Source organism: Pseudomonas fragi (assembly GCF_002269505.1).
GTDB classification, from domain to species: Bacteria; Pseudomonadota; Gammaproteobacteria; order Pseudomonadales; family Pseudomonadaceae; genus Aquipseudomonas; species Aquipseudomonas fragi_D.
The window spans coordinates 59,798-80,170 of sequence record NZ_NQKQ01000011.1 but is presented as its reverse complement, the minus strand read 5'-3'; the positions used below and the strand labels follow the sequence as shown (position 1 = coordinate 80,170).

Here is a 20,373-nt window from a genome sequence, read left to right as displayed (position 1 = left end):
CCCGCGATCAGGTGCGCAGCGTTTTTACAGGCTGGAAATCCGCGCGTGCTGGTCTGCCAGTTTGCTCAAGGCCTGTTCGGCCTCGGCCAACTTGGCACGTTCTTTCTCGATGACTTCGGCCGGAGCCTTGTCAACGAACGCGGCATTCGACAATTTGCCGCCTACTCGCGCCACTTCGCCGTTCAGGCGCTGGATTTCCTTGTCCAGACGCGCCAGCTCTGCATCTTTGTCGATCAGGCCGGCCATTGGCACCAGCACTTCCATCTCGCCAACCAGAGCGGTGGCAGACAGAGGGGCTTCGGCACCGTCTTGCAGCACGGTGATCGATTCGAGTTTAGCCAGCTTTTTGAGCAAGGCATCGTTCTCGGTCAAACGGCGCTGGTCTTCGCTGCTGACGTTTTTCAAGTAAAGCTGCAACGGTTTGCCCGGGCCGATGTTCATTTCGCCACGGATGTTGCGCGTGCCGAGCATCAGGCCCTTGAGCCATTCGATATCGTCTTCGGCGGCCTGGTCGATGCGCGCCTCGTTCGGTACCGGCCATGGCTGCAGCATGATGGTCTTGCCTTCAACGCCGGCCAGCGGCGCGATGCGCTGCCAGATTTCTTCGGTGATGAACGGCATGAACGGATGCGCCAGGCGCAGGGCCACTTCCAGCACGCGAACCAGCGTACGGCGGGTGCCGCGCTGACGCTCTACCGGGGCGTTTTCGTCCCACAGCACAGGTTTGGACAGCTCCAGGTACCAGTCGCAGTACTGGTTCCAGATGAACTCGTACAGCGCTTGCGCCGCGAGGTCGAAGCGGAACTGGTCGAGGTGACGGGTCACTTCGGCTTCGGTGCGCTGCAGCTGCGAGATGATCCAGCGGTCAGCCAGCGACAGTTCGTAGGCTTCGCCGTTCTGGCCGCAGTCTTCGCCCTTGTCCAGCACGTAGCGTGCGGCGTTCCAGATCTTGTTGCAGAAGTTGCGATAGCCTTCGACGCGGCCCATGTCGAACTTGATGTCACGACCGGTGGACGCCAGCGAGCAGAACGTGAAGCGCAGGGCGTCGGTGCCGTAGCTGGCGATGCCGTCGGCGAATTCGTCGCGGGTCTGTTTCTCGATTTTCTTCAGCAGTTTTGGCTGCATCAGGCCGGTGGTGCGTTTGGCCACCAGGTCTTCGAGTTCGATGCCGTCGATGATGTCCAGCGGGTCCAGGACGTTGCCTTTGGACTTGGACATCTTCTGGCCCTGACCGTCACGTACCAGGCCGTGTACATACACGGTCTTGAACGGAACTTGCGGGGTGCCGTCTTCGTTTTTCACCAGGTGCATGGTGAGCATGATCATCCGGGCGACCCAGAAGAAAATGATGTCGAAACCGGTAACCAGCACGTCAGTGGAGTGGAAGGTTTTCAGTGCTTCGGTTTTTTCCGGCCAGCCCAGGGTGGAGAACGTCCACAGACCCGAACTGAACCAGGTGTCGAGCACGTCGTTGTCCTGTTGCAGCGCAACGTCCGGACCCAGGTTGTGTTTGGCGCGTACTTCGGCTTCGTCGCGGCCTACATAGACCTTGCCCGACTCGTCGTACCAGGCCGGAATGCGGTGGCCCCACCACAGTTGACGGCTGATGCACCAGTCCTGGATGTCGCGCATCCACGAGAAGTACATGTTTTCGTACTGTTTAGGCACGAACGCAATACGGCCGTCTTCCACGGCAGCAATGGCAGGTTCTGCCAGAGGCTTGGTCGATACGTACCACTGGTCGGTCAGCCACGGCTCGATCACGGTGCCGGAACGGTCGCCTTTCGGCACTTTCAGGGCGTGATCGTCAACGCTGACCAGCAGGCCGGCTTCGTCGAAATCAGCAACGATTTGCTTGCGCGCCTCGAAGCGGTCCAGGCCTGCGTACTTGGCCGGCAGGGTACCGTCGATGGACTCGTTCAGCGTGCCGTCGAGGTTGAACACCTGGGCTGCAGGCAGCACGGCGGCGTTCTTGTCGAAGATGTTCAGCAGCGGCAGGTTGTGGCGCTTGCCGACTTCGTAGTCGTTGAAGTCGTGGGCCGGGGTGATTTTCACGCAGCCGGTGCCGAATTCAGGGTCGCAGTAATCGTCCGCGATGATCGGGATACGGCGGCCAACCAGTGGCAGCTCGACGAACTTGCCAATCAGGGCCTTGTAGCGCTCGTCTTCCGGGTTAACGGCAACGGCGGCGTCGCCCAGCATGGTTTCCGGACGGGTGGTAGCAACCACCAGGTAGTCCAGGCCTTCGGCGGTCTTGGCGCCGTCTGCCAATGGGTAGCGCAGGTTCCACAGGAAGCCTTTCTCGTCGTGGTTTTCCACTTCAAGGTCGGAAATTGCGGTGTGCAGCTTGGTGTCCCAGTTGACCAGACGCTTGCCACGGTAGATCAGGCCGTCTTCGTGCAGGCGCACAAAGGCTTCCTTCACGGCTTCGGACAGGCCGTCGTCCATGGTGAAACGCTCGCGGCTCCAGTCTACGGACGAGCCAAGGCGACGGATCTGACGGCTGATATTGCCGCCGGACTGGTCTTTCCATTCCCAGATTTTATCGAGGAATTTTTCGCGACCCAGGTCGTGGCGGTTCAGACCTTGTGCTTCGATCTGACGCTCGACCAGCATCTGGGTGGCGATGCCCGCGTGGTCGGTGCCCGGCTGCCACAGGGTGTTGCGACCCTGCATGCGGCGGAAACGGATCAGGGCGTCCATGATCGCGTTGTTGAAACCGTGACCCATGTGCAGGCTGCCGGTGACGTTCGGCGGCGGGATCATGATGGTGTACGGGTCGCCCGCGCCTTGCGGGGCAAAATAATTCTCTTCTTCCCAGGTTTTGTACCAGGAAGTTTCAATGGCGTGCGGCTGGTAGGTCTTATCCATGCGCGGCGGGACCCTATTGGCATTAATTCAGGAAAGCCGACAAGTATAGCGGGGTGGGAGGCGGAGGGCGAGGTGCGTGCAGCTTTATGTAGCCGCTGGCGCGGCGGCCATAGAGATACCTCAACTGTGGGAGCGAGCCTGCTCGCGAAGCTCATTCGCGAGCAGGCTCGCTCCCACGGGAGGGCTTTCAGGGGCAGCCCGATCAGCTTTGATGTTGGGCGAGCAACCGCTCCATATGGGCATCGAGGCGGCGCTTGATCTCGGTTTCGATATGCGGGGCGAAGTCGTTGATCACGTCCTGCATGATGGCCTGGGCCGCGGTGCGCAGCTCTCTGTCCAGGTGCACCAGCAGGGCGTCGGGAGTTTTTTCTGCCGCGGGTGCGGGGGCGATGCCGACCAGCGGTATTTGCGCAGGCTCGGGTTCTTCGCTGATGACTTCGGACAGCAGCGGTATCTGCGTGTTTTCGCCGCCTACCATCTCCGTCAGCAGCGGCGGTTGCAGGCCCTCATCGCCAAGCAGCTTGCGAATGGACTCAAGGTCATCAAGCAGGTGTGCAGCTTTTTGCGGCGAATTGGAAGTGTCCATCGTGGGCTCAGAGTCGTTGCAGCTTGTGGTCTTGCAGAGGATAGCCCTGTTCGCGGTAGAAGCGGAAACTCTCCCGCGCGGCCAGCCGCACGGCAGGGTCTTCGACCACGACTTCGGCCACACGGGCGAAGCGTTTGAAAAATTCGGGGACTTTGAGGTCCAGGTTGATCAGCAAGTCCTGATGGCTTGCGGGTGCATCCGTGCAGCCCATGACGACGACGCCATCGGGTTGGTCTTCAGTGTTGCTGTGGGGCACGAAGCTTTCGCCCTTGAAGCGCCACAGGCGTTCATCCAGTTCCTGGCGCTGGGCACTGTCAGAACAGTGCAGATACACACGATGGCCCAGGCGCCAGGCCTTCTCGGTGAGTTTGCAGGCAAAATCCAGCCGCGCAGAAGGTTCGGCGCTGGGCAGGATATAAAAGTCGATCTTGGTAAGCGCTGTATCAGGTGCTGGGGTCATTGCGGTTCCTGAATCGGGACTGCGCCGCCGTCAGACGGCGCAGCCTTCGATTGTCAGTTTCAAGCGTTGGCGCGATCGAGCAGGTACTGGGTCAGCAGGGGCACAGGGCGGCCACTGGCACCCTTGTCCTTGCCGCCGCTTACCCATGCGGTGCCGGCGATGTCCAGGTGCGCCCAGTTGTAAGCCTTGGCGAAACGCGACAGGAAGCAGCCAGCAGTGATGGCGCCGCCTTTAGGCCCGCCAATGTTGGCCATGTCTGCGAACGGGCTGTCCAGTTGCTCCTGGTACTCGTCAAACAGCGGCAGTTGCCATGCACGGTCGTCGGCTTGCTTGCCGGCTTCCAGCAACTGGTTGATCAGCTCGTCGTTGTTGCCCATCAGGCCCGAGGTGTGAGCACCCAGGGCAACCATGCAGGCGCCGGTCAGGGTGGCGATGTCGATCACCGCCTGCGGCTTGAAGCGCTCGGCGTAGGTCAGTGCATCGCACAGCACCAGGCGGCCTTCGGCGTCGGTGTTGAGGATTTCGACAGTCTGGCCGCTCATGGTCGTCACGATGTCGCCCGGACGTGCCGCGCCGCCGCTTGGCATGTTCTCGGCGCATGCCAGGATGCACACCAGGTTGATCGGCAGCTTGAGTTCGAGCACGGCGCGCAGGGTGCCGAATACGCTGGCCGCACCGCCCATGTCGTACTTCATTTCATCCATGCCGGCGCCCGGCTTGAGGCTGATGCCGCCGGTGTCGAAGGTGATGCCTTTGCCGACCAGTACGTAAGGTTTTTCGGATTTCTTGCCGCCGGCGTAGTTCATCACGATCAGACGAGGCGGCTGGTCGCTGCCCTGGCCCACGGCGTAGAACGCGCCCATGCCCAGATCCTTGATCTTTTTCTCGTCAAGAATCTCGACTTTCAGGCCTTTGAATTCTTTGCCCAGCTCCTTGGCCTGTTCGGCCAGGAAGATCGGGTGGCAGATGTTCGGCGGCAGGTTGCCCAGGTCGCGGGTGAACGACATGCCCGCGGCGATGGCCTGGGCATGGGTCACGGCGCGTTGAACTTCAGCCTGCGCGGCCTTGATGGTCAGCAGGGTGATTTTTTTCAGGGCGCGAGGTTCGGCCTTCTGGCTTTTGAAACGATCGAAGGTGTATTGGCCATCGATCAGGGTTTCTGCCAGCAGACGGGTTTTGCTGTAGCTGTCGCGACCCTTGACCACCAGCTCGTCGAGCGCCAATACCGCATCGCTGCCGCCCAGGCCCTTGAGCACGCCCAGTGCGCCGCTGATGATTTTACGGAACGGGCGATCGCCGAGCTCTTCATCTTTGCCGGTGCCCAGCAGCAGCACGCGCTCTGCCTTGAGGTTGGGCAGGCTGTGCAGCAGCAGGCTTTGGCCGGTCTTGCCGGCCAGGTCGCCGCGCTTGAGGACTGCGCTGATGGCGCCGCCGGTCAGTTCGTCAATGGCTTTGGCGGTTGGGCCAAGTTTGCGGCCTTCGCCGATAGCGACCACCAGGGTGGCGGTTTTCAACGTTTCCGGGCTAACGCTTTTTACAACCAGTTCCATGTCGGGGTCCCTGAATCAAATGGTCAACATGCGCACAAACAGTTCTGTTCGTTTGCCAGATAGAAGAAGCGCTTCACCTGTGTTCAAGGCGGGCGTCAAGGCGGGCAGTTTGAACCCCGTCGCAGGAGCCTGACAACCCCGGTATTGGCTCAACCGGGTACTTTCAAGACTGCGCAGTGACAGGGGCGGTCATTCACAGGATAATGCGCCATCTTTTTAGACGGCCCGTCTCAACTATGCTGAGGTATGGGCCGACTCGTGTTGCTGCTTGTTTGGCCGCCTTAGCCTGACGACCCTGGAGTGTCTGGTTTGATCGTCTTCCGTTATCTGTCCCGCGAAGTCCTGCTTACATTGAGCGCTGTCAGTGCTGTGCTGCTGGTCATCATCATGAGCGGTCGCTTCATCAAATATCTGGCCCAGGCCGCTTCAGGCGCCCTGGATCCGGGCTCATTGTTCCTGATCATGGGCTTTCGCCTGCCGGGCTTCATGCAGCTGATCCTGCCGCTGGGGCTGTTCCTGGGCATTCTGCTGTCTTATGGCCGTCTGTACCTTGAGAGCGAAATGACCGTGCTGTCGGCCACCGGCATGAGCCGTCAGCGTTTGCTGGCCATGACCATGGCGCCTGCCGCACTGGTTGCTCTGGTCGTGGCCTGGCTGAGCCTGAGCCTGGCACCTCAGGGCGCCAATGAATTCCAGCTGCTGCTCAACAAACAGGATGCCCTGACCGAGTTCGATACCCTGGAAGCCGGTCGTTTTCAGTCGTTGAGTGACGGTACGCGGGTAACCTACACCGAGGAGCTGAGCAATGACCGCTCGCTCTTGTCCGGTGTGTTCATCACCCAGAAAAAGCTCGGTGAGGAAGCCAAGGACCGCAGCATTTCCGTGCTGCTGGCGCAAAAGGGCCGCCAGGAGATCCGTCCTGACGGTAGCCGCTGGTTGATTCTGGACAATGGCTATCGGTATGACGGCAACCCGGGGCAGGCTGACTATCGCGCCATCAAGTACGACACCTATGGTGTGCTGCTGCCCAAGCCGGAGATCAGCAATGACGTGACGGATCGCGATGCGATCCCGACACGGGACCTGATCGGTAACCCTGAGCCGCGCGCGGTGGCCGAGTTGCAATGGCGCATTGCCTTTCCGCTGCTGGTATTTATCGTGACACTGATCGCGGTGCCGTTGTCGCGGGTCAACCCGCGCCAGGGGCGCTTCCTCAAGCTGCTGCCGGCCATTCTTCTTTATATGGGCTATCTGAGCATGCTGACCTGGGGTCGTGGTCTGCTTGAAGGTGGCAAGATCCCGTTGGCGCTGGGCTTGTGGTGGGTGCATGGCCTGTTTCTGGTCATTGGCCTGGGGCTGATGTATTGGGAGCCGCTGCGCTTGAAGCTGGCAAGTCGCCGTAGTGCCGAGGAGATGGCCCGTGGTTAAGCTCGACCGCTACATAGGTAGCAGTGTGTTGTTTGCGATTCTGGCCGTTCTGGGGATTATCCTCGGGCTGGCACTGTTGTTTGCGTTGATCGATGAAATGCGCAGTATCAGCAGCAGCTACACCATCATGGATGTCTTCAGCTTTGTCATGCTGACTGCGCCGCGCCGCTTGTATGAAATGCTGCCGATGGCAGCACTGATCGGATGTCTGATCGGTCTGGGCGGCCTTGCCAGCAACAGTGAATTGACCATCATGCGTGCGGCAGGGGTGTCCCTGGGGCGCATTGTCTGGGCCGTGATGAAGCCGATGCTGGTGCTGATGATCGCCGGTGTGCTGATTGGCGAGTACGTGGTGCCTGCCACTGAAAACATCGCCCAGGCCAACCGCGCCCTGGCGCAGGGTGGCGGTGACTCACAAAGCTCCAAGCATGGCCTGTGGCACCGTCAGGGTGATGAGTTCATTCATATCAACGCCGTTCAGCCCAACGGGCTGCTCTATGGCGTTACGCGCTACCGCTTTGATAAAGACCACCAGATGCAGTCGGCGAGTTTCGCCAGCAAGGCCCAGTTCGATCAGGGCAACTGGCAGCTTAGCGACGTAAGCACCACCCTGTTCCATGGTGACAGGACTGAAGTGGTCAAGGCGTCTGAAGAAAAGTGGGACGTGGCGTTGAGCCCGCAACTGCTCAACACTGTAGTCATGACTCCCGAGTCGCTGTCGATCGCAGGTCTGTGGAGCTATATCCACTATCTCAAGGATCAGGGCCTGAACAATGGCCGTTACTGGCTGGCTTTTTGGGTCAAGGTGTTGCAGCCACTGGTCACCGCTGCGCTGGTGTTGATGGCCATATCTTTCATCTTCGGCCCGTTGCGCTCTGTTACGCTGGGGCAGCGGGTATTTACCGGGGTGTTGGTAGGTTTTACATTCAAGATCGCGCAAGACTTGCTGGGGCCATTGAGCCTGGTGTTCGGTTTCTCGCCACTGTTTGCGGTGTTGTTACCTGCCACCATCTGTGCCGTGGCTGGTATCTGGTTGTTGCGCCGGGCGGGTTGATGAGCAGCTATTGAGTCAATCAAGAGCCTCTATCTCGCGATAGGGGCTTTTTTGTAGGTGCGCTTTGGCCTGTGAACGTGACGCTTGGCGCGATGTTCAGGTACAATTCCCGGCTATTTTTCGGCGGGCAGTCTGCCTGCGACTTTTTTGAGTGTTGACCCGTGAGTGATTTGAGTCATATCCGCAATTTCTCCATCATCGCCCACATTGACCATGGCAAGTCGACGCTGGCCGATCGTTTTATCCAGATGTGCGGTGGCCTGACTGCCCGCGAAATGGAAGCCCAGGTACTGGACTCCATGGACCTCGAGCGTGAGCGCGGGATCACCATCAAGGCCCACAGCGTCACCTTGTATTACACGGCCAAAGACGGCAATACCTACCAGCTGAACTTCATTGATACCCCGGGCCACGTTGACTTCACCTACGAAGTCAGTCGCTCCCTGGCGGCCTGTGAAGGTGCATTGCTGGTGGTCGACGCGGGGCAGGGCGTAGAAGCCCAGTCCGTAGCCAACTGCTACACCGCGATCGAACAGGGCCTGGAAGTGATGCCGGTTCTGAACAAGATCGACCTGCCACAGGCCGATCCTGATCGCGTTAAAGAAGAGATCGAAAAAATCATTGGCATCGACGCCACTGATGCCGTGACCTGCAGTGCCAAGACTGGCCTGGGCGTGGACGAGGTGCTTGAGCGCCTGGTGCATACCATTCCTGCGCCGACCGGCAATATCGAAGACCCGCTGCAAGCGTTGATCATCGATTCCTGGTTCGACAACTACCTGGGCGTTGTGTCCCTGGTTCGCGTGCGCCACGGCCGCGTGAAAAAGGGCGACAAGATTCTGGTCAAGTCCACCGGCAAGATCCACCTGGTGGACAGCGTCGGTGTATTCAACCCGAAACACACCGCCACTGCTGACCTGAAAGCCGGTGAAGTAGGTTTCATCATCGCCGGCATCAAGGACATTCACGGTGCGCCAGTGGGCGATACCCTGACCTTGAGCACCACGCCGGATGTTGATGTACTGCCCGGTTTCAAGCGTATTCAGCCTCAGGTGTACGCGGGCCTGTTCCCGGTCAGCTCGGATGACTTCGAAGACTTCCGTGACGCGCTGCAAAAGCTGACGCTGAACGACTCTTCGCTGCAATACACTCCGGAAAGCTCTGACGCACTGGGCTTCGGCTTCCGTTGCGGGTTCCTCGGCATGTTGCACATGGAGATCATTCAGGAGCGCCTGGAGCGTGAGTACGACCTGGACCTGATCACCACCGCACCCACCGTAATTTTTGAGTTGGTGCTCAAGACTGGCGAAACGATTTACGTCGATAACCCGTCCAAGCTGCCAGATCTTTCAATGATTGAAGACATGCGCGAGCCAATCGTGCGTGCCAACATTCTTGTGCCTCAGGAGCACCTGGGTAACGTCATTACCCTGTGCATTGAAAAACGTGGCGTGCAGCACGACATGTTGTTCCTGGGCAGCCAGGTACAAGTGACCTACGATTTGCCGATGAATGAAGTGGTTCTGGACTTCTTCGACCGTCTCAAATCCACCAGTCGCGGCTATGCTTCGCTCGATTACCACTTCGATCGTTACCAGTCAGCTAATCTGGTCAAGCTCGATGTGCTGATCAACGGTGACAAGGTAGATGCCCTGGCCCTGATCGTGCACAAGGAAAACGCGCACTACAAAGGTCGCCAGTTGACCGAGAAGATGAAAGAACTGATTCCGCGCCAGATGTTCGACGTCGCGATCCAGGCCGCCATTGGCGGGCAGATCATTGCACGGACCTCCGTCAAGGCTCTCAGAAAGAACGTACTGGCCAAATGCTACGGTGGTGACGTTAGCCGTAAGCGCAAGCTGTTGGAAAAGCAGAAAGCCGGTAAAAAACGCATGAAGCAAGTGGGCAACGTGGAAATTCCACAAGAAGCCTTCCTTGCAGTGCTCCGTTTGGATAGCTAGGTCCTATGTCACTAAATTTCCCGCTGTTGCTGGTCATTGCTGTTGCCGTGTGCGGTTTGCTGGCGCTGCTCGATTTGGTCTTCCTGGCTCCGCGCCGGCGCAAGGCCATTGCCAACTATCAAGCCAGCGTTACGCCGGTTGATATGCAGGTAGTCGAAAAGCTCAACAAGGAACCGCTGCTGGTTGAATACGGCAAGTCGTTCTTTCCGGTGTTGTTCATCGTGCTGGTGTTGCGTTCGTTTCTGGTTGAGCCGTTCCAGATTCCGTCCGGCTCGATGAAGCCGACCCTGGATGTGGGCGACTTCATTTTGGTGAACAAATTTTCGTACGGGATCCGCTTGCCGGTACTCGACACGAAAATCATCGAAGTGGGTGATCCGAAGCGGGGCGATGTGATGGTGTTTCGCTACCCAAGCGATCCGACAGTCAACTACATCAAGCGTGTAGTTGGCCTGCCGGGCGACAAGATCCGTTACACCAGCGACAAGCATCTGTATGTCAACGACCAACTGGTTGCCGAGCAACTGGTCAAGGCCGAGCCTGGAACCCTGGGCAGTGCCGAGTTGTACAAAGAGAAGCTGGGCGAAGTCGAGCACATGATCCGCAAGGAAATGAGCCGCTATCGTGCGCCGCCTGACAAGGAGTGGACGGTTCCGGCCGGGCATTACTTCATGATGGGCGACAACCGCGACAATTCGAACGACAGCCGTTACTGGGATGATCCGAACATTCCCAAGGACGAGCTGGGCATGGTTCCCGACAAGAACATTGTCGGCAAGGCCTTCGCTGTTTGGATGAGCTGGCCGGAACCCAAGGCGAGCAACCTGCCGAACTTCTCGCGGGTTGGTCTGATCAAGTAGCCAAAACGGCGCTGTTTTTAACAGCGCCGATTGCTTTTCAGGTGTGCGAAACATGTCGCGCGCCTGAGTATTCAGGATGTGGATTTGAACAAAGCGTTAAGTGTGACGGCGGCGAACAGCCTGTTCCCTGTCCATTTGCTATGCGATAAACGAGCATCACTGATCCCTAATATCGGTCCGGTGGTGACATTCGGCCACGAACTCAGCGTGGGTAAATCGTGAGTTTTTCTTTAGAACGTTTAGAGCGTCAGCTCGGCTACACCTTCAAAGACCAGGAACTGATGGTTCTGGCCCTGACACACCGCAGTTTCGCGGGGCGCAATAACGAGCGCCTTGAGTTCCTGGGGGATGCCATTCTCAATTTTGTTGCCGGCGAAGCCTTGTTTGACCGCTTCCCGTTGGCCCGTGAAGGCCAGTTGTCACGCTTGCGTGCCCGCCTGGTCAAAGGTGAAACCCTGGCGGTACTGGCTCGTGGCTTTGAGCTGGGTGAGTACTTGCGTCTGGGCTCGGGCGAGCTGAAAAGTGGTGGTTTTCGCCGCGAATCGATCCTGGCTGACGCCCTTGAAGCACTGATCGGCGCCATTTACCTGGACGCCGGCATGGAAGTCGCCCGCGACCGCGTACTGGCCTGGCTGGCCAGCGAGTTCGAGACGCTGACCCTGGTCGATACCAACAAAGATCCAAAGACCCGCCTGCAGGAGTTCCTGCAGTCGCGTGCCTGTGACCTGCCACGTTACGAAGTGGTGGATATCCAGGGCGAACCGCATTGCCGCACCTTCTTTGTCGAGTGCGAGATTGCCTTATTGAATGAAAAAAGCCGGGGACAGGGCGTGAGCCGTCGCATTGCCGAACAGGTAGCGGCCGCCGCAGCACTGATTGCCCTTGGCGTGGAGAATGGCCATGACTGATACAACCGCAACTCGCTGTGGCTACGTTGCCATTGTTGGTCGTCCAAACGTGGGGAAATCCACGCTGCTGAACCATATCCTGGGTCAAAAGCTGGCGATCACCTCGCGCAAGCCGCAGACCACCCGCCACAACATGCTGGGCATCAAGACCGAAGGCAACGTGCAAGCGGTCTACGTGGATACACCGGGCATGCACAAGGGCGGCGAAAAGGCCCTCAACCGCTACATGAACAAAACCGCTTCGGCGGCGTTGAAAGACGTCGACGTGGTGATCTTCGTTGTTGACCGCACCAAGTGGACCGACGAAGACCAGATGGTTCTGGAGCGCGTGCAGTACGTAACCGGCCCGCTGATCGTGGCGTTGAACAAGACCGATCGCATCGAAGACAAGGCCGAGCTGATGCCGCACCTGAGCTGGCTTCAGGAGCAACTGCCGAACGCCCAGATCATCCCGATCTCGGCTCAGCATGGGCACAACCTTGAAGCCCTTGAGCGCGTGATTGCCGATCACCTGCCGGAAAACGATCACTTCTTCCCCGAAGATCAGATCACCGATCGCAGCAGCCGCTTCCTGGCCGCCGAGCTGGTACGTGAAAAGATCATGCGTCAGATGGGTGCCGAGCTACCGTACCAGATCACCGTCGAGATCGAAGAATTCAAGCAGCAGGGCAAAACCCTGCATATCCACGCTTTGATTCTGGTTGAGCGTGACGGTCAGAAAAAAATCATCATTGGCGACAAGGGCGAGCGTATCAAGCGTATCGGTACCGAAGCGCGCAAGGATATGGAGCTGTTGTTCGACTCCAAGGTCATGCTTAACCTGTGGGTCAAAGTGAAAGGCGGTTGGTCCGACGACGAGCGTGCCCTGCGTTCGCTGGGCTACGGCGACTTGTAAAAGAAGCCCTCACCCCAACCCTCTTCCGGAGGGAGAGGGGGCTGATGGGGGTTGGCCGGGAAGACTGTTTTTGAATCCATAATCGACCCGGTATTTCAGGTCGATGCATCTCTAAAAACAACTCGGTCAGTCCCTTCTCCCTTCGGGAGAGGGCCAGGGTGAGGGTGCTTTTAGATTCCAGAGATACCTCCAGTCATGTCCAGCAACCCTCCTGTCGCCCAGCTCGCCTACGTCCTGCACAGTCGCCCCTATCGTGAAACCAGCGCGCTGGTGGACTTCATCACGCCTCAAGGGCGCCTGCGGGCGGTGTTGCGCAGTGCGCGGGGCAAGGCGGGGACGTTGGCCCGGCCTTTCGTACCGCTGGAAATCGAATTTCGCGGCCGGGGCGAGCTGAAAAACGTCGGGCGCATGGAGAGTGCCGGTATTGCCAACTGGCTCAATGGCGAAGCGCTGTTCAGCGGCCTCTACCTCAATGAGTTGCTGATTCGGTTACTGCCTGCCGAAGACCCGCATCCGGCTGTTTTTGATCACTATGCGGCAACCCTGGAGGCCCTGGCGCAAGGGCGTCCCCTGGAGCCGCTGTTGCGCGCATTCGAATGGCGCCTGCTGGACGATCTGGGCTATGGCTTTTCACTGACGCAGGATATTCATGGCGAGCCGGTAGCGGCTGATGGCATGTATCGCCTGCAGGTGGATGCCGGCCTTGAGCGTATTTATCTGGTGCAGCCCGGGCTGTTTCATGGTGCCGAGTTGCACGGTATGGCCGAGGCTGACTGGACCGTTCCGGGCGCCTTGTCAGCAGCCAAGCGCCTGATGCGTCAGGCGTTGGCCGTTCATTTGGCTGGCAAGCCGCTGGCCAGTCGTGAGTTGTTTCGCAAGCCCTGAATAGACCGGTATGCTGTGCGCCGAATCGTCAACTCTTCAGGAGAGCCCCCGTGACCCAAAGCAATCGCATTCTTCTCGGCGTAAACATCGACCACGTAGCCACGCTGCGTCAGGCTCGCGGCACGCGTTACCCTGATCCGGTCAAGGCCGCGCTGGATGCCGAAGAGGCGGGCGCCGATGGCATTACCGTGCACCTGCGCGAAGACCGCCGGCATATCCAGGAGCGCGATGTATTGCTGCTCAAGGACGTGCTGCAAACGCGCATGAACTTCGAAATGGGCGTTACCGAAGAGATGATGGTATTTGCCGAGCGCATTCGCCCGGCGCATATCTGCCTGGTGCCTGAAACCCGTCAGGAACTGACCACTGAAGGCGGCCTGGACGTTGCCGGACAGGAAGCGCGGATCAAGGCGGCTGTCGAGCGGCTGAGCAGGATTGGCTGTGAAGTGTCGCTGTTTATCGACGCCGATGAACGTCAGATCGAAGCGTCAAAACGCGTTGGTGCGCCAGCGATCGAGCTGCACACGGGCCGTTATGCCGATGCCCAGACCCCGACCGAAGTCGCCGAAGAGTTGCAGCGTGTCGCCGATGGCGTAGCGTTTGGCCTGGCTCAAGGCCTGATCGTCAATGCCGGCCACGGTTTGCATTACCATAACGTGGAAGCGGTCGCCGCGATCAAGGGCATCAACGAATTGAACATTGGCCATGCGCTGGTGGCGCATGCATTGTTCGTGGGCTTCAAGTCGGCAGTGGCTGAAATGAAAGCGCTGATTGTGGCAGCGGCCAAGGTTTAAGTAGATCAGGCACGGATCTGATACTGACCCGTAGTCGCTACCGAGGAACGAAGGCTGCGAGCTCTTGATTTTACGAGCATCGCGAAAAAGCTCGCAGCCTTCGTTCCCCGGCAGCGACTACGGAACATGAATCGCTCTACAGCTGTGGCTCTTCTTTAGGCTTGGTCTTGTCGATGCCGGGGATGTGCAGCTTGCTGTCAGCCGCCTGGTCGCCTTCAAGTTGCGGCTGTGTTGCCCAGGTCAGGATGTCGTAGTAACGACGGATGTTGGCCACAAAGTGCACCGGCTCACCGCCGCGGGCGTAGCCATAGCGGGTTTTGCTGTACCACTGCTTCTGCGCAAGGCGAGGCAGCATTTTCTTTACGTCTAGCCACTTGTTCGGGTTCAGGCCTTCTTTCTTGGCCAGCTTGCGCGCGTCCTCAAGGTGCCCGCCGCCAACGTTGTAGGCAGCAAGTGCAAACCAGGTGCGATCAGGTTCCTGGATATCATCGTCCAGTTCACTCTTGATCAGCGCAAGGTATTTGGCGCCGCCCATGATGCTCTGCTTGGCATCCAGGCGGTTGGACACGCCCATCGCCTGTGCAGTGTTCTGGGTCAGCATCATCAGGCCGCGCACGCCTGTTTTCGAAGTCACGGCAGGCTGCCACAAGGACTCCTGATAGCCCATGGCTGCCAGCAGGCGCCAGTCGATCTGTTCTTTTTTGGCCGCTTCCTTGAAGAATTTTTCGTACTTGGGCAAGCGCTGCTGCAGATGCTGGGCGAAGGTGTATGCGCCAACGTAGCCAAGGACGTCGACATGCCCGTAGTAACGGTCTTTGAGGCGTTGCAGGGTGCCGTTCTTTTCAACCTTGTCCAGGTAGGCGTTGATCTCGTTGAGCAGGCTGTTGTCTTCACCTGCCGCCACCGCCCAGCGCTGGCTGCGCGCATCACCGAGGTCAAAGGCCACGCGCACGTTGGGGAAATACACCTGGTTCATCGCCACTTCGTTGGAATCGACCAGCGTGAGGTCGATCTGGCCTTCGTCGACCATGCGCAGCAAGTCGACGACTTCGACCGCGTCGGATTCGTCGTATTCGATTCCGGGGTACTGTTTTTTCAGTTCGGCCAACTGCTCGGCGTGGGAGCTGCCTTTAAGGACAGTAATGCGCTTGCCGGCCAAGTCCGCCGCCGAGGTGGGGCGCGACTGGCCGTTGCGATAGATGATCTGCGGCGTGACTTCGAGGTACGGGTGGGAGAACCGGGCTTGTTGCAGGCGCTTCTCGCTGCTGACCAGGCCGGCAGCAGCTAAAACCGGGCCGTCAGGCTGGCCCAGCTGATTGAACAGTTCGTCCAGGTTGTCGGCTGTCTCGATTTTGAGTTCGACCCCCAGATCGTCGGCAAAACGCTTCACCAGCTCATATTCAAAGCCGGTTTCACCGTTGCGATCCTCGAAGTAGGTCGCAGGGCTGTTACGGGTAATCACCCGCAGTACCCCATCCTCCTTTACGCGCTCCAGGGTGCTGGGTTTTTCAACGCAGGCACTGAGCATCAGGAAGAGTCCGGTTGCGAGCAGCCATTTGGCGCAGCGCGGGCGGATATCAGTTAGAGAAAACATCCGCGCAGTATACGCAAAGCAGCGCGGGTGCCATATCTCGACAATTTCCAGTCATTCTGATATTGACCGCTAAAATCGCTAAAACCCTTGTGGAACAGGGGGTAGAGCCCTGTTTAAAGATCATAATCGAGCATCCGTCAAGCCGCTGATAGCCATAAAGAATAAGGCTTTGGTCGATTCGCGACGTTTGGTGTGCTTCCAGTGTGCCGTTTCGGGTGCCGTGGCGAACGGTTTAGGCTAGAATGCCGGGCCTCAAAGCATACCCCTCCCGAGGCTGTCCCGAAGATGTTGATCCTGCGCGGCGCTCCTGCCCTTTCTGCCTTTCGCCACAGCAAACTCCTTGCACAACTGAGCCTCAAGGTTCCGTCTGTCACGGGTTTGTATGCTGAATTCGCCCACTTTGCCGATACCACCGGTGAGTTGACCAGCGATGAACAGCAGGTACTGGCTCGTCTCCTGAAGTACGGCCCAAGTGTGCCGGTCCAAGAGCCGAGTGGCCGACTGTTCCTGGTGTTGCCGCGGTTTGGCACCATTTCTCCCTGGTCAAGCAAGGCAAGCGACATTGCCCGTAACTGTGGCCTGGCTAAAATCCAGCGCCTGGAACGCGGCATTGCGTTCTACGTGGCTGGCCAGTTCAGCGATGCCGATGCCGAACTGATCGCTGCTGCATTGCATGACCGCATGACGCAAATCGTGCTGGGCACTCTTGAACAGGCTGCCGGCTTGTTCAGCCACGCCGAACCCAAGCCGCTGACAGCGATTGACGTGCTGGGTGGCGGTCGCGCCGCGCTGGAAAAAGCCAACGTCGAGCTGGGCCTGGCCCTGGCCGAAGACGAAATCGATTATCTGGTCAATGCTTTCAACGGTCTGGGTCGCAACCCGCACGACATCGAACTGATGATGTTTGCCCAGGCCAACTCCGAGCATTGCCGCCACAAGATCTTCAACGCCAGCTGGGACATTGACGGCCAAAGCCAGGACAAAAGCCTGTTTGGCATGATCAAGAACACCTACGTGATGCACAGCGAAGGCGTTCTGTCTGCTTATAAGGACAACGCGTCGGTTATCGTCGGCAGTGTTGCCGGGCGCTTCTTCCCGGACCCTGAAACCCGCCAGTACGGTGCGGTGCAGGAGCCAGTGCACATCCTGATGAAGGTTGAGACCCATAACCACCCGACCGCCATTGCCCCGTTCCCGGGTGCGGCGACCGGTTCCGGTGGTGAGATCCGTGACGAAGGTGCAACCGGGCGTGGCGCCAAGCCAAAGGCCGGCCTGACCGGTTTCACCGTGTCCAACCTGCAGATCCCGGGCTTTGAACAGCCGTGGGAAGTGCCATACGGCAAGCCCGAGCGCATTGTGACCGCGCTGGACATCATGATCGAAGGCCCGTTGGGTGGTGCTGCATTCAACAACGAATTCGGTCGTCCGGCCCTGACCGGCTACTTCCGTACGTTCGAGCAGTCCATCACCACCCCCCGTGGCGAAGAAGTGCGTGGTTACCACAAGCCGATCATGTTGGCCGGCGGTATGGGCAACATCCGCGCCGAACACGTACAGAAAGCCGAAATCACCGTGGGCTCCAAGCTTATCGTGCTGGGCGGCCCGGCCATGCTGATTGGCCTGGGTGGCGGTGCAGCATCCTCGATGGCCACCGGCGCAAGCTCGGCTGACCTGGACTTCGCTTCGGTACAGCGCGAAAACCCGGAAATGGAACGCCGTTGCCAGGAAGTGATCGACCGTTGCTGGCAGTTGGGTGACAAGAACCCGATCAGCTTTATCCACGATGTGGGTGCAGGTGGCCTGTCCAACGCATTCCCTGAACTGGTGAACGACGGCGACCGTGGTGGCCGTTTCGAACTGCGCAACATTCCAAACGACGAGCCGGGCATGGCCCCGCACGAAATCTGGAGCAACGAATCCCAGGAACGTTATGTGCTGGCGGTGGGCGTCGAAGATTTCGAGCGCTTCCAGGCGATCTGCGAACGTGAGCGTTGCCCGTTTGCCGTTGTCGGTGAAGCCACTGCCGAGCCGCAGCTTACGGTCACGGATAGCCACTTCGGCAACAACCCGGTGGACATGCCACTGGAAGTGTTGCTGGGCAAGGCCCCGCGCATGCACCGTTCGGCCGTTCGCGAAGAAGAGCTGGGCGATGACTTCGACCCTGCTGCGCTGAGCATCGGCGAGTGCGTCGAGCGCGTTCTGCATCACCCGGCCGTTGCCAGCAAAAGCTTCCTGATCACCATCGGCGACCGCACCATCACAGGTCTAGTTGCCCGCGACCAGATGGTCGGGCCGTGGCAGGTTCCTGTAGCTGACGTTGCTGTCACTGCAACCAGCTTCGACGTGTACACCGGTGAAGCCATGGCCATGGGCGAGCGTACGCCGCTGGCACTGCTGGATGCTCCGGCATCGGGCCGCATGGCAATCGGTGAGACCCTGACCAACATCGCGGCTTCGCGCATTGGCAAGATCAGCGACATCAAGCTGTCCGCCAACTGGATGTCCGCTGCAGGCCACCCGGGTGAAGATGCCCGTCTGTACGACACGGTAAAAGCTGTCGGCATGGAGCTGTGCCCTGAGCTGGGCATCACCATCCCGGTGGGCAAGGACTCGATGTCGATGCAAACCCGCTGGAGCGAAGAGGGCACGGACAAAACCGTGACCTCGCCGCTGTCGCTGGTAGTGACCGGTTTTGCACCGGTGCTCGACATTCGTCAGACCCTGACCCCGGTACTGCGCATGGACAAAGGCCTGACCGATCTGATCCTGATCGACCTGGGCCGTGGCCAGAACCGCATGGGCGCCTCGATCCTGGCTCAGACCTACGGCAAGCTGGGCAAACAGGCGCCTGACGTTGACGACGCTGAAGACCTCAAGGCCTTTTTCGCCGTGATTCAGGGCCTCAATGCTGATGGCCACCTGCTGGCTTACCACGACCGTTCCGACGGTGGTTTGCTCACCAGCGTGATGGAAATGGCTTTTGCCGGTCACTGCGGCCTGAACCTGACCCTGGATTGCCTCGCAGATAGCGCGAGCCAGCTCCCAGCCATCTTGTTCAACGAAGAACTGGGTGCCGTGATTCAGGTGCGTCAGGACGCGACTGCTGATGTGCTTGCACAGTTCAGCGCTGCAGGCCTGGGTGAGTGCGTTGACGTTATCGGTCAGCCGCTGAACAACAGCGAAGTCACCATCACCTTCAACGGTGAGAAAGTGTTTGCCGGTCAGCGTGGCGAGTTGCAGCGCCAGTGGGCTGAAACCAGCTTCCAGATCCAGCGCATGCGTGACAACGTGGACTGTGCACAGCAAGAGTTCGATGTACTGCTCGAAGAAGACAACCCGGGCCTGACCGCTCAGTTGAGCTTTGACGTGAACGCCAATATCAGCGCGCCGTACATCAAGAAAGGCATTCGCCCGCAAGTGGCAGTCCTGCGTGAGCAGGGCGTCAACGGTCAGGTCGAAATGGCCGCGGCCTTTGACCGTGCCGGTTTCAATGCAATCGACGTACACATGAGCGACATTCTGGCCGGCCGTGTCGACCTGAACGAGTTCAAGGGTCTGGTTGCCTGCGGTGGTTTCTCCTACGGTGACGTGCTGGGTGCCGGTGAAGGCTGGGCCAAGTCGGCTCTGTTCAACGCCCGTGCCCGCGATGCGTTCCAGAGCTTCTTCGAGCGCACTGATAGCTTCTCCCTGGGTGTGTGCAACGGTTGCCAGATGATGTCCAACCTGAGCGAACTGATCCCTGGCAGCGAGCTCTGGCCACACTTTGTACGTAACCGTTCCGAGCAGTTCGAAGCCCGCGTGGCGATGGTTCAGGTTCAGGAGTCGAACTCGATCTTCCTGCAGGGCATGGCCGGTTCGCGCATGCCGATCGCCATCGCTCACGGTGAAGGCCATGCCGAGTTCGCCAGCGAAGAAGCCATGTTGCAAGCGGACCTGTCCGGTTCGGTGGCGCTGCGTTTCGTCGACAACCACGGCAAGGTTACTGAAAACTACCCGGCCAACCCTAACGGCTCGCCGCGAGGGATTACTGGTCTGACCAGCCGTGACGGCCGTGTGACCATCATGATGCCGCACCCTGAGCGGGTATTCCGTGCTGTGCAGAACTCATGGCGCCCGGAAGAGTGGAACGAAGATGCACCTTGGTTGCGCATGTTCCGCAACGCACGGGTCTGGGTCGATTAAAAAAATGTACAAGCTCAGCTTTTTCGTTCCGCCGAGCCATGTGGACGTGGTCAAGGATGCTGTATTCGCCGCCGGTGGCGGACGGATCGGCAGCTATGACCACTGCGCCTGGCAAACCATGGGCCAGGGCCAGTTTCGTGCGCTGGACGGCAGCCAGCCGTTCATCGGGCAAACCGGTCAGGTCGAGTATGTGGGGGAATGGAAGGTTGAGCTGGTCGTCGCTGATGATCTAATTCAAGTTGTGGTGGCTGCGCTCAAGCACAGCCACCCGTATGAAACGCCCGCTTATGAAGTGTGGCGTTTGGCGGATTTTTAAGCCCGTACCAAACCTGCAACTGCTGGCGC

At 59.0% G+C, this 20,373-nt stretch carries 15 protein-coding genes; 10 read left to right on the top strand and 5 right to left on the bottom strand.

Annotation, left to right across the window (positions count from 1 at the left end; genetic code table 11):
• Nucleotides 1-24 precede the first annotated feature (24 nt).
• From CJU81_RS11995 to CJU81_RS11980, 4 genes are all read right to left on the bottom strand, one after another.
• The gene (locus CJU81_RS11995) at nt 25-2,871 is read right to left on the bottom strand and encodes a valine--tRNA ligase (RefSeq protein ID WP_016781889.1); all 2,847 of its coding nucleotides are present in this window, start codon (nt 2,869-2,871) and stop codon (nt 25-27) included.
• Nucleotides 2,872-3,073: 202 nt separating this feature from the next.
• Nucleotides 3,074-3,457 (bottom strand): DNA polymerase III subunit chi, encoded by a 384-nt coding sequence (locus CJU81_RS11990; RefSeq protein WP_095036782.1) that lies wholly within the window; start codon nt 3,455-3,457, stop codon nt 3,074-3,076.
• Between the two features lie 7 nt (nt 3,458-3,464).
• Entirely contained in the window at nt 3,465-3,917 is a 453-nt protein-coding gene (locus tag CJU81_RS11985; RefSeq protein WP_095036781.1) for a DNA polymerase III subunit chi, read from the bottom strand.
• 59 nt (nt 3,918-3,976) lie between these two features.
• Nucleotides 3,977-5,467, bottom strand: coding sequence for a leucyl aminopeptidase (locus tag CJU81_RS11980; RefSeq protein ID WP_095036780.1), 1,491 nt, complete (start codon nt 5,465-5,467; stop codon nt 3,977-3,979).
• A gap of 309 nt (nt 5,468-5,776) precedes the next feature.
• Here CJU81_RS11980 and lptF point away from each other — a divergent pair, with 309 nt between their 5' ends.
• From lptF to pdxJ, 8 genes are all read left to right on the top strand, one after another.
• Entirely contained in the window at nt 5,777-6,895 is a 1,119-nt protein-coding gene (gene lptF / locus CJU81_RS11975; RefSeq protein ID WP_095036779.1) for an LPS export ABC transporter permease LptF, read from the top strand.
• On the top strand, nt 6,888-7,949 hold the full coding sequence (lptG, locus tag CJU81_RS11970; RefSeq protein WP_095028915.1) for an LPS export ABC transporter permease LptG: 1,062 nt from the start codon (nt 6,888-6,890) through the stop codon (nt 7,947-7,949). Before lptF ends, lptG begins: the two co-directional genes overlap by 8 nt.
• Nucleotides 7,950-8,110: 161 nt before the next feature.
• Complete coding sequence (gene lepA, locus CJU81_RS11965; protein WP_095028914.1) at nt 8,111-9,910, top strand: translation elongation factor 4; 1,800 nt, start codon at nt 8,111-8,113, stop codon at nt 9,908-9,910.
• Nucleotides 9,911-9,915: 5 nt separating this feature from the next.
• Nucleotides 9,916-10,770, top strand: coding sequence for a signal peptidase I (gene lepB, locus CJU81_RS11960; protein WP_095001234.1), 855 nt, complete (start codon nt 9,916-9,918; stop codon nt 10,768-10,770).
• A gap of 218 nt (nt 10,771-10,988) precedes the next feature.
• Nucleotides 10,989-11,678: a ribonuclease III gene (gene rnc / locus CJU81_RS11955; protein ID WP_029611545.1), complete on the top strand. Its 690-nt coding sequence runs from the start codon at nt 10,989-10,991 to the stop codon at nt 11,676-11,678.
• Complete coding sequence (gene era / locus CJU81_RS11950) at nt 11,671-12,573, top strand: GTPase Era (protein WP_019822047.1); 903 nt, start codon at nt 11,671-11,673, stop codon at nt 12,571-12,573. The genes rnc and era overlap by 8 nt, the downstream gene beginning before the upstream one ends.
• A gap of 195 nt (nt 12,574-12,768) precedes the next feature.
• On the top strand, nt 12,769-13,458 hold the full coding sequence (gene recO / locus CJU81_RS11945) for a DNA repair protein RecO (RefSeq protein WP_095036778.1): 690 nt from the start codon (nt 12,769-12,771) through the stop codon (nt 13,456-13,458).
• A gap of 50 nt (nt 13,459-13,508) precedes the next feature.
• A complete protein-coding gene (pdxJ, locus tag CJU81_RS11940) occupies nt 13,509-14,252 on the top strand; it encodes a pyridoxine 5'-phosphate synthase (RefSeq protein WP_095028912.1) in 744 nt (247 codons plus the stop codon).
• Nucleotides 14,253-14,388: 136 nt separating this feature from the next.
• On the opposite strand, the gene mltF is transcribed toward pdxJ, so the two are convergent.
• The gene (gene mltF / locus CJU81_RS11935; RefSeq protein ID WP_095001239.1) at nt 14,389-15,846 is read right to left on the bottom strand and encodes a membrane-bound lytic murein transglycosylase MltF; all 1,458 of its coding nucleotides are present in this window, start codon (nt 15,844-15,846) and stop codon (nt 14,389-14,391) included.
• 285 nt (nt 15,847-16,131) lie between these two features.
• Between mltF and purL the strand changes: the two genes are divergently transcribed.
• Together purL and CJU81_RS11925 are read left to right on the top strand one after the other, a co-directional pair.
• Nucleotides 16,132-20,028 carry a phosphoribosylformylglycinamidine synthase gene (gene purL / locus CJU81_RS11930; protein ID WP_095036777.1) on the top strand — a complete coding sequence of 1,299 codons (3,897 nt, stop codon included), beginning with the start codon at nt 16,132-16,134 and terminating at the stop codon, nt 20,026-20,028.
• A 4-nt stretch (nt 20,029-20,032) separates the two neighbouring features.
• Entirely contained in the window at nt 20,033-20,344 is a 312-nt protein-coding gene (locus tag CJU81_RS11925) for a Nif3-like dinuclear metal center hexameric protein (protein WP_095036776.1), read from the top strand.
• The last annotated feature ends 29 nt before the right edge of the window (nt 20,345-20,373 follow it).

Excerpts from the sequence above, each read along its gene's own strand:
- CJU81_RS11995 (WP_016781889.1), bottom strand. The coding sequence starts at position 2,871 with ATGGATAAGACCTACCAGCCGCACGCCATTGAAACTTCCTGGTACAAA.
- CJU81_RS11990 (WP_095036782.1), bottom strand. The coding sequence starts at position 3,457 with ATGGACACTTCCAATTCGCCGCAAAAAGCTGCACACCTGCTTGATGAC.
- CJU81_RS11985 (WP_095036781.1), bottom strand. The coding sequence starts at position 3,917 with ATGACCCCAGCACCTGATACAGCGCTTACCAAGATCGACTTTTATATC.
- CJU81_RS11980 (WP_095036780.1), bottom strand. The coding sequence starts at position 5,467 with ATGGAACTGGTTGTAAAAAGCGTTAGCCCGGAAACGTTGAAAACCGCC.
- lepB (WP_095001234.1), top strand. The coding sequence starts at position 9,916 with ATGTCACTAAATTTCCCGCTGTTGCTGGTCATTGCTGTTGCCGTGTGC.
- era (WP_019822047.1), top strand. The coding sequence starts at position 11,671 with ATGACTGATACAACCGCAACTCGCTGTGGCTACGTTGCCATTGTTGGT.
- recO (WP_095036778.1), top strand. The coding sequence starts at position 12,769 with ATGTCCAGCAACCCTCCTGTCGCCCAGCTCGCCTACGTCCTGCACAGT.
- mltF (WP_095001239.1), bottom strand. The coding sequence starts at position 15,846 with ATGTTTTCTCTAACTGATATCCGCCCGCGCTGCGCCAAATGGCTGCTC.
- purL (WP_095036777.1), top strand. The coding sequence starts at position 16,132 with ATGTTGATCCTGCGCGGCGCTCCTGCCCTTTCTGCCTTTCGCCACAGC.
- CJU81_RS11925 (WP_095036776.1), top strand. The coding sequence starts at position 20,033 with ATGTACAAGCTCAGCTTTTTCGTTCCGCCGAGCCATGTGGACGTGGTC.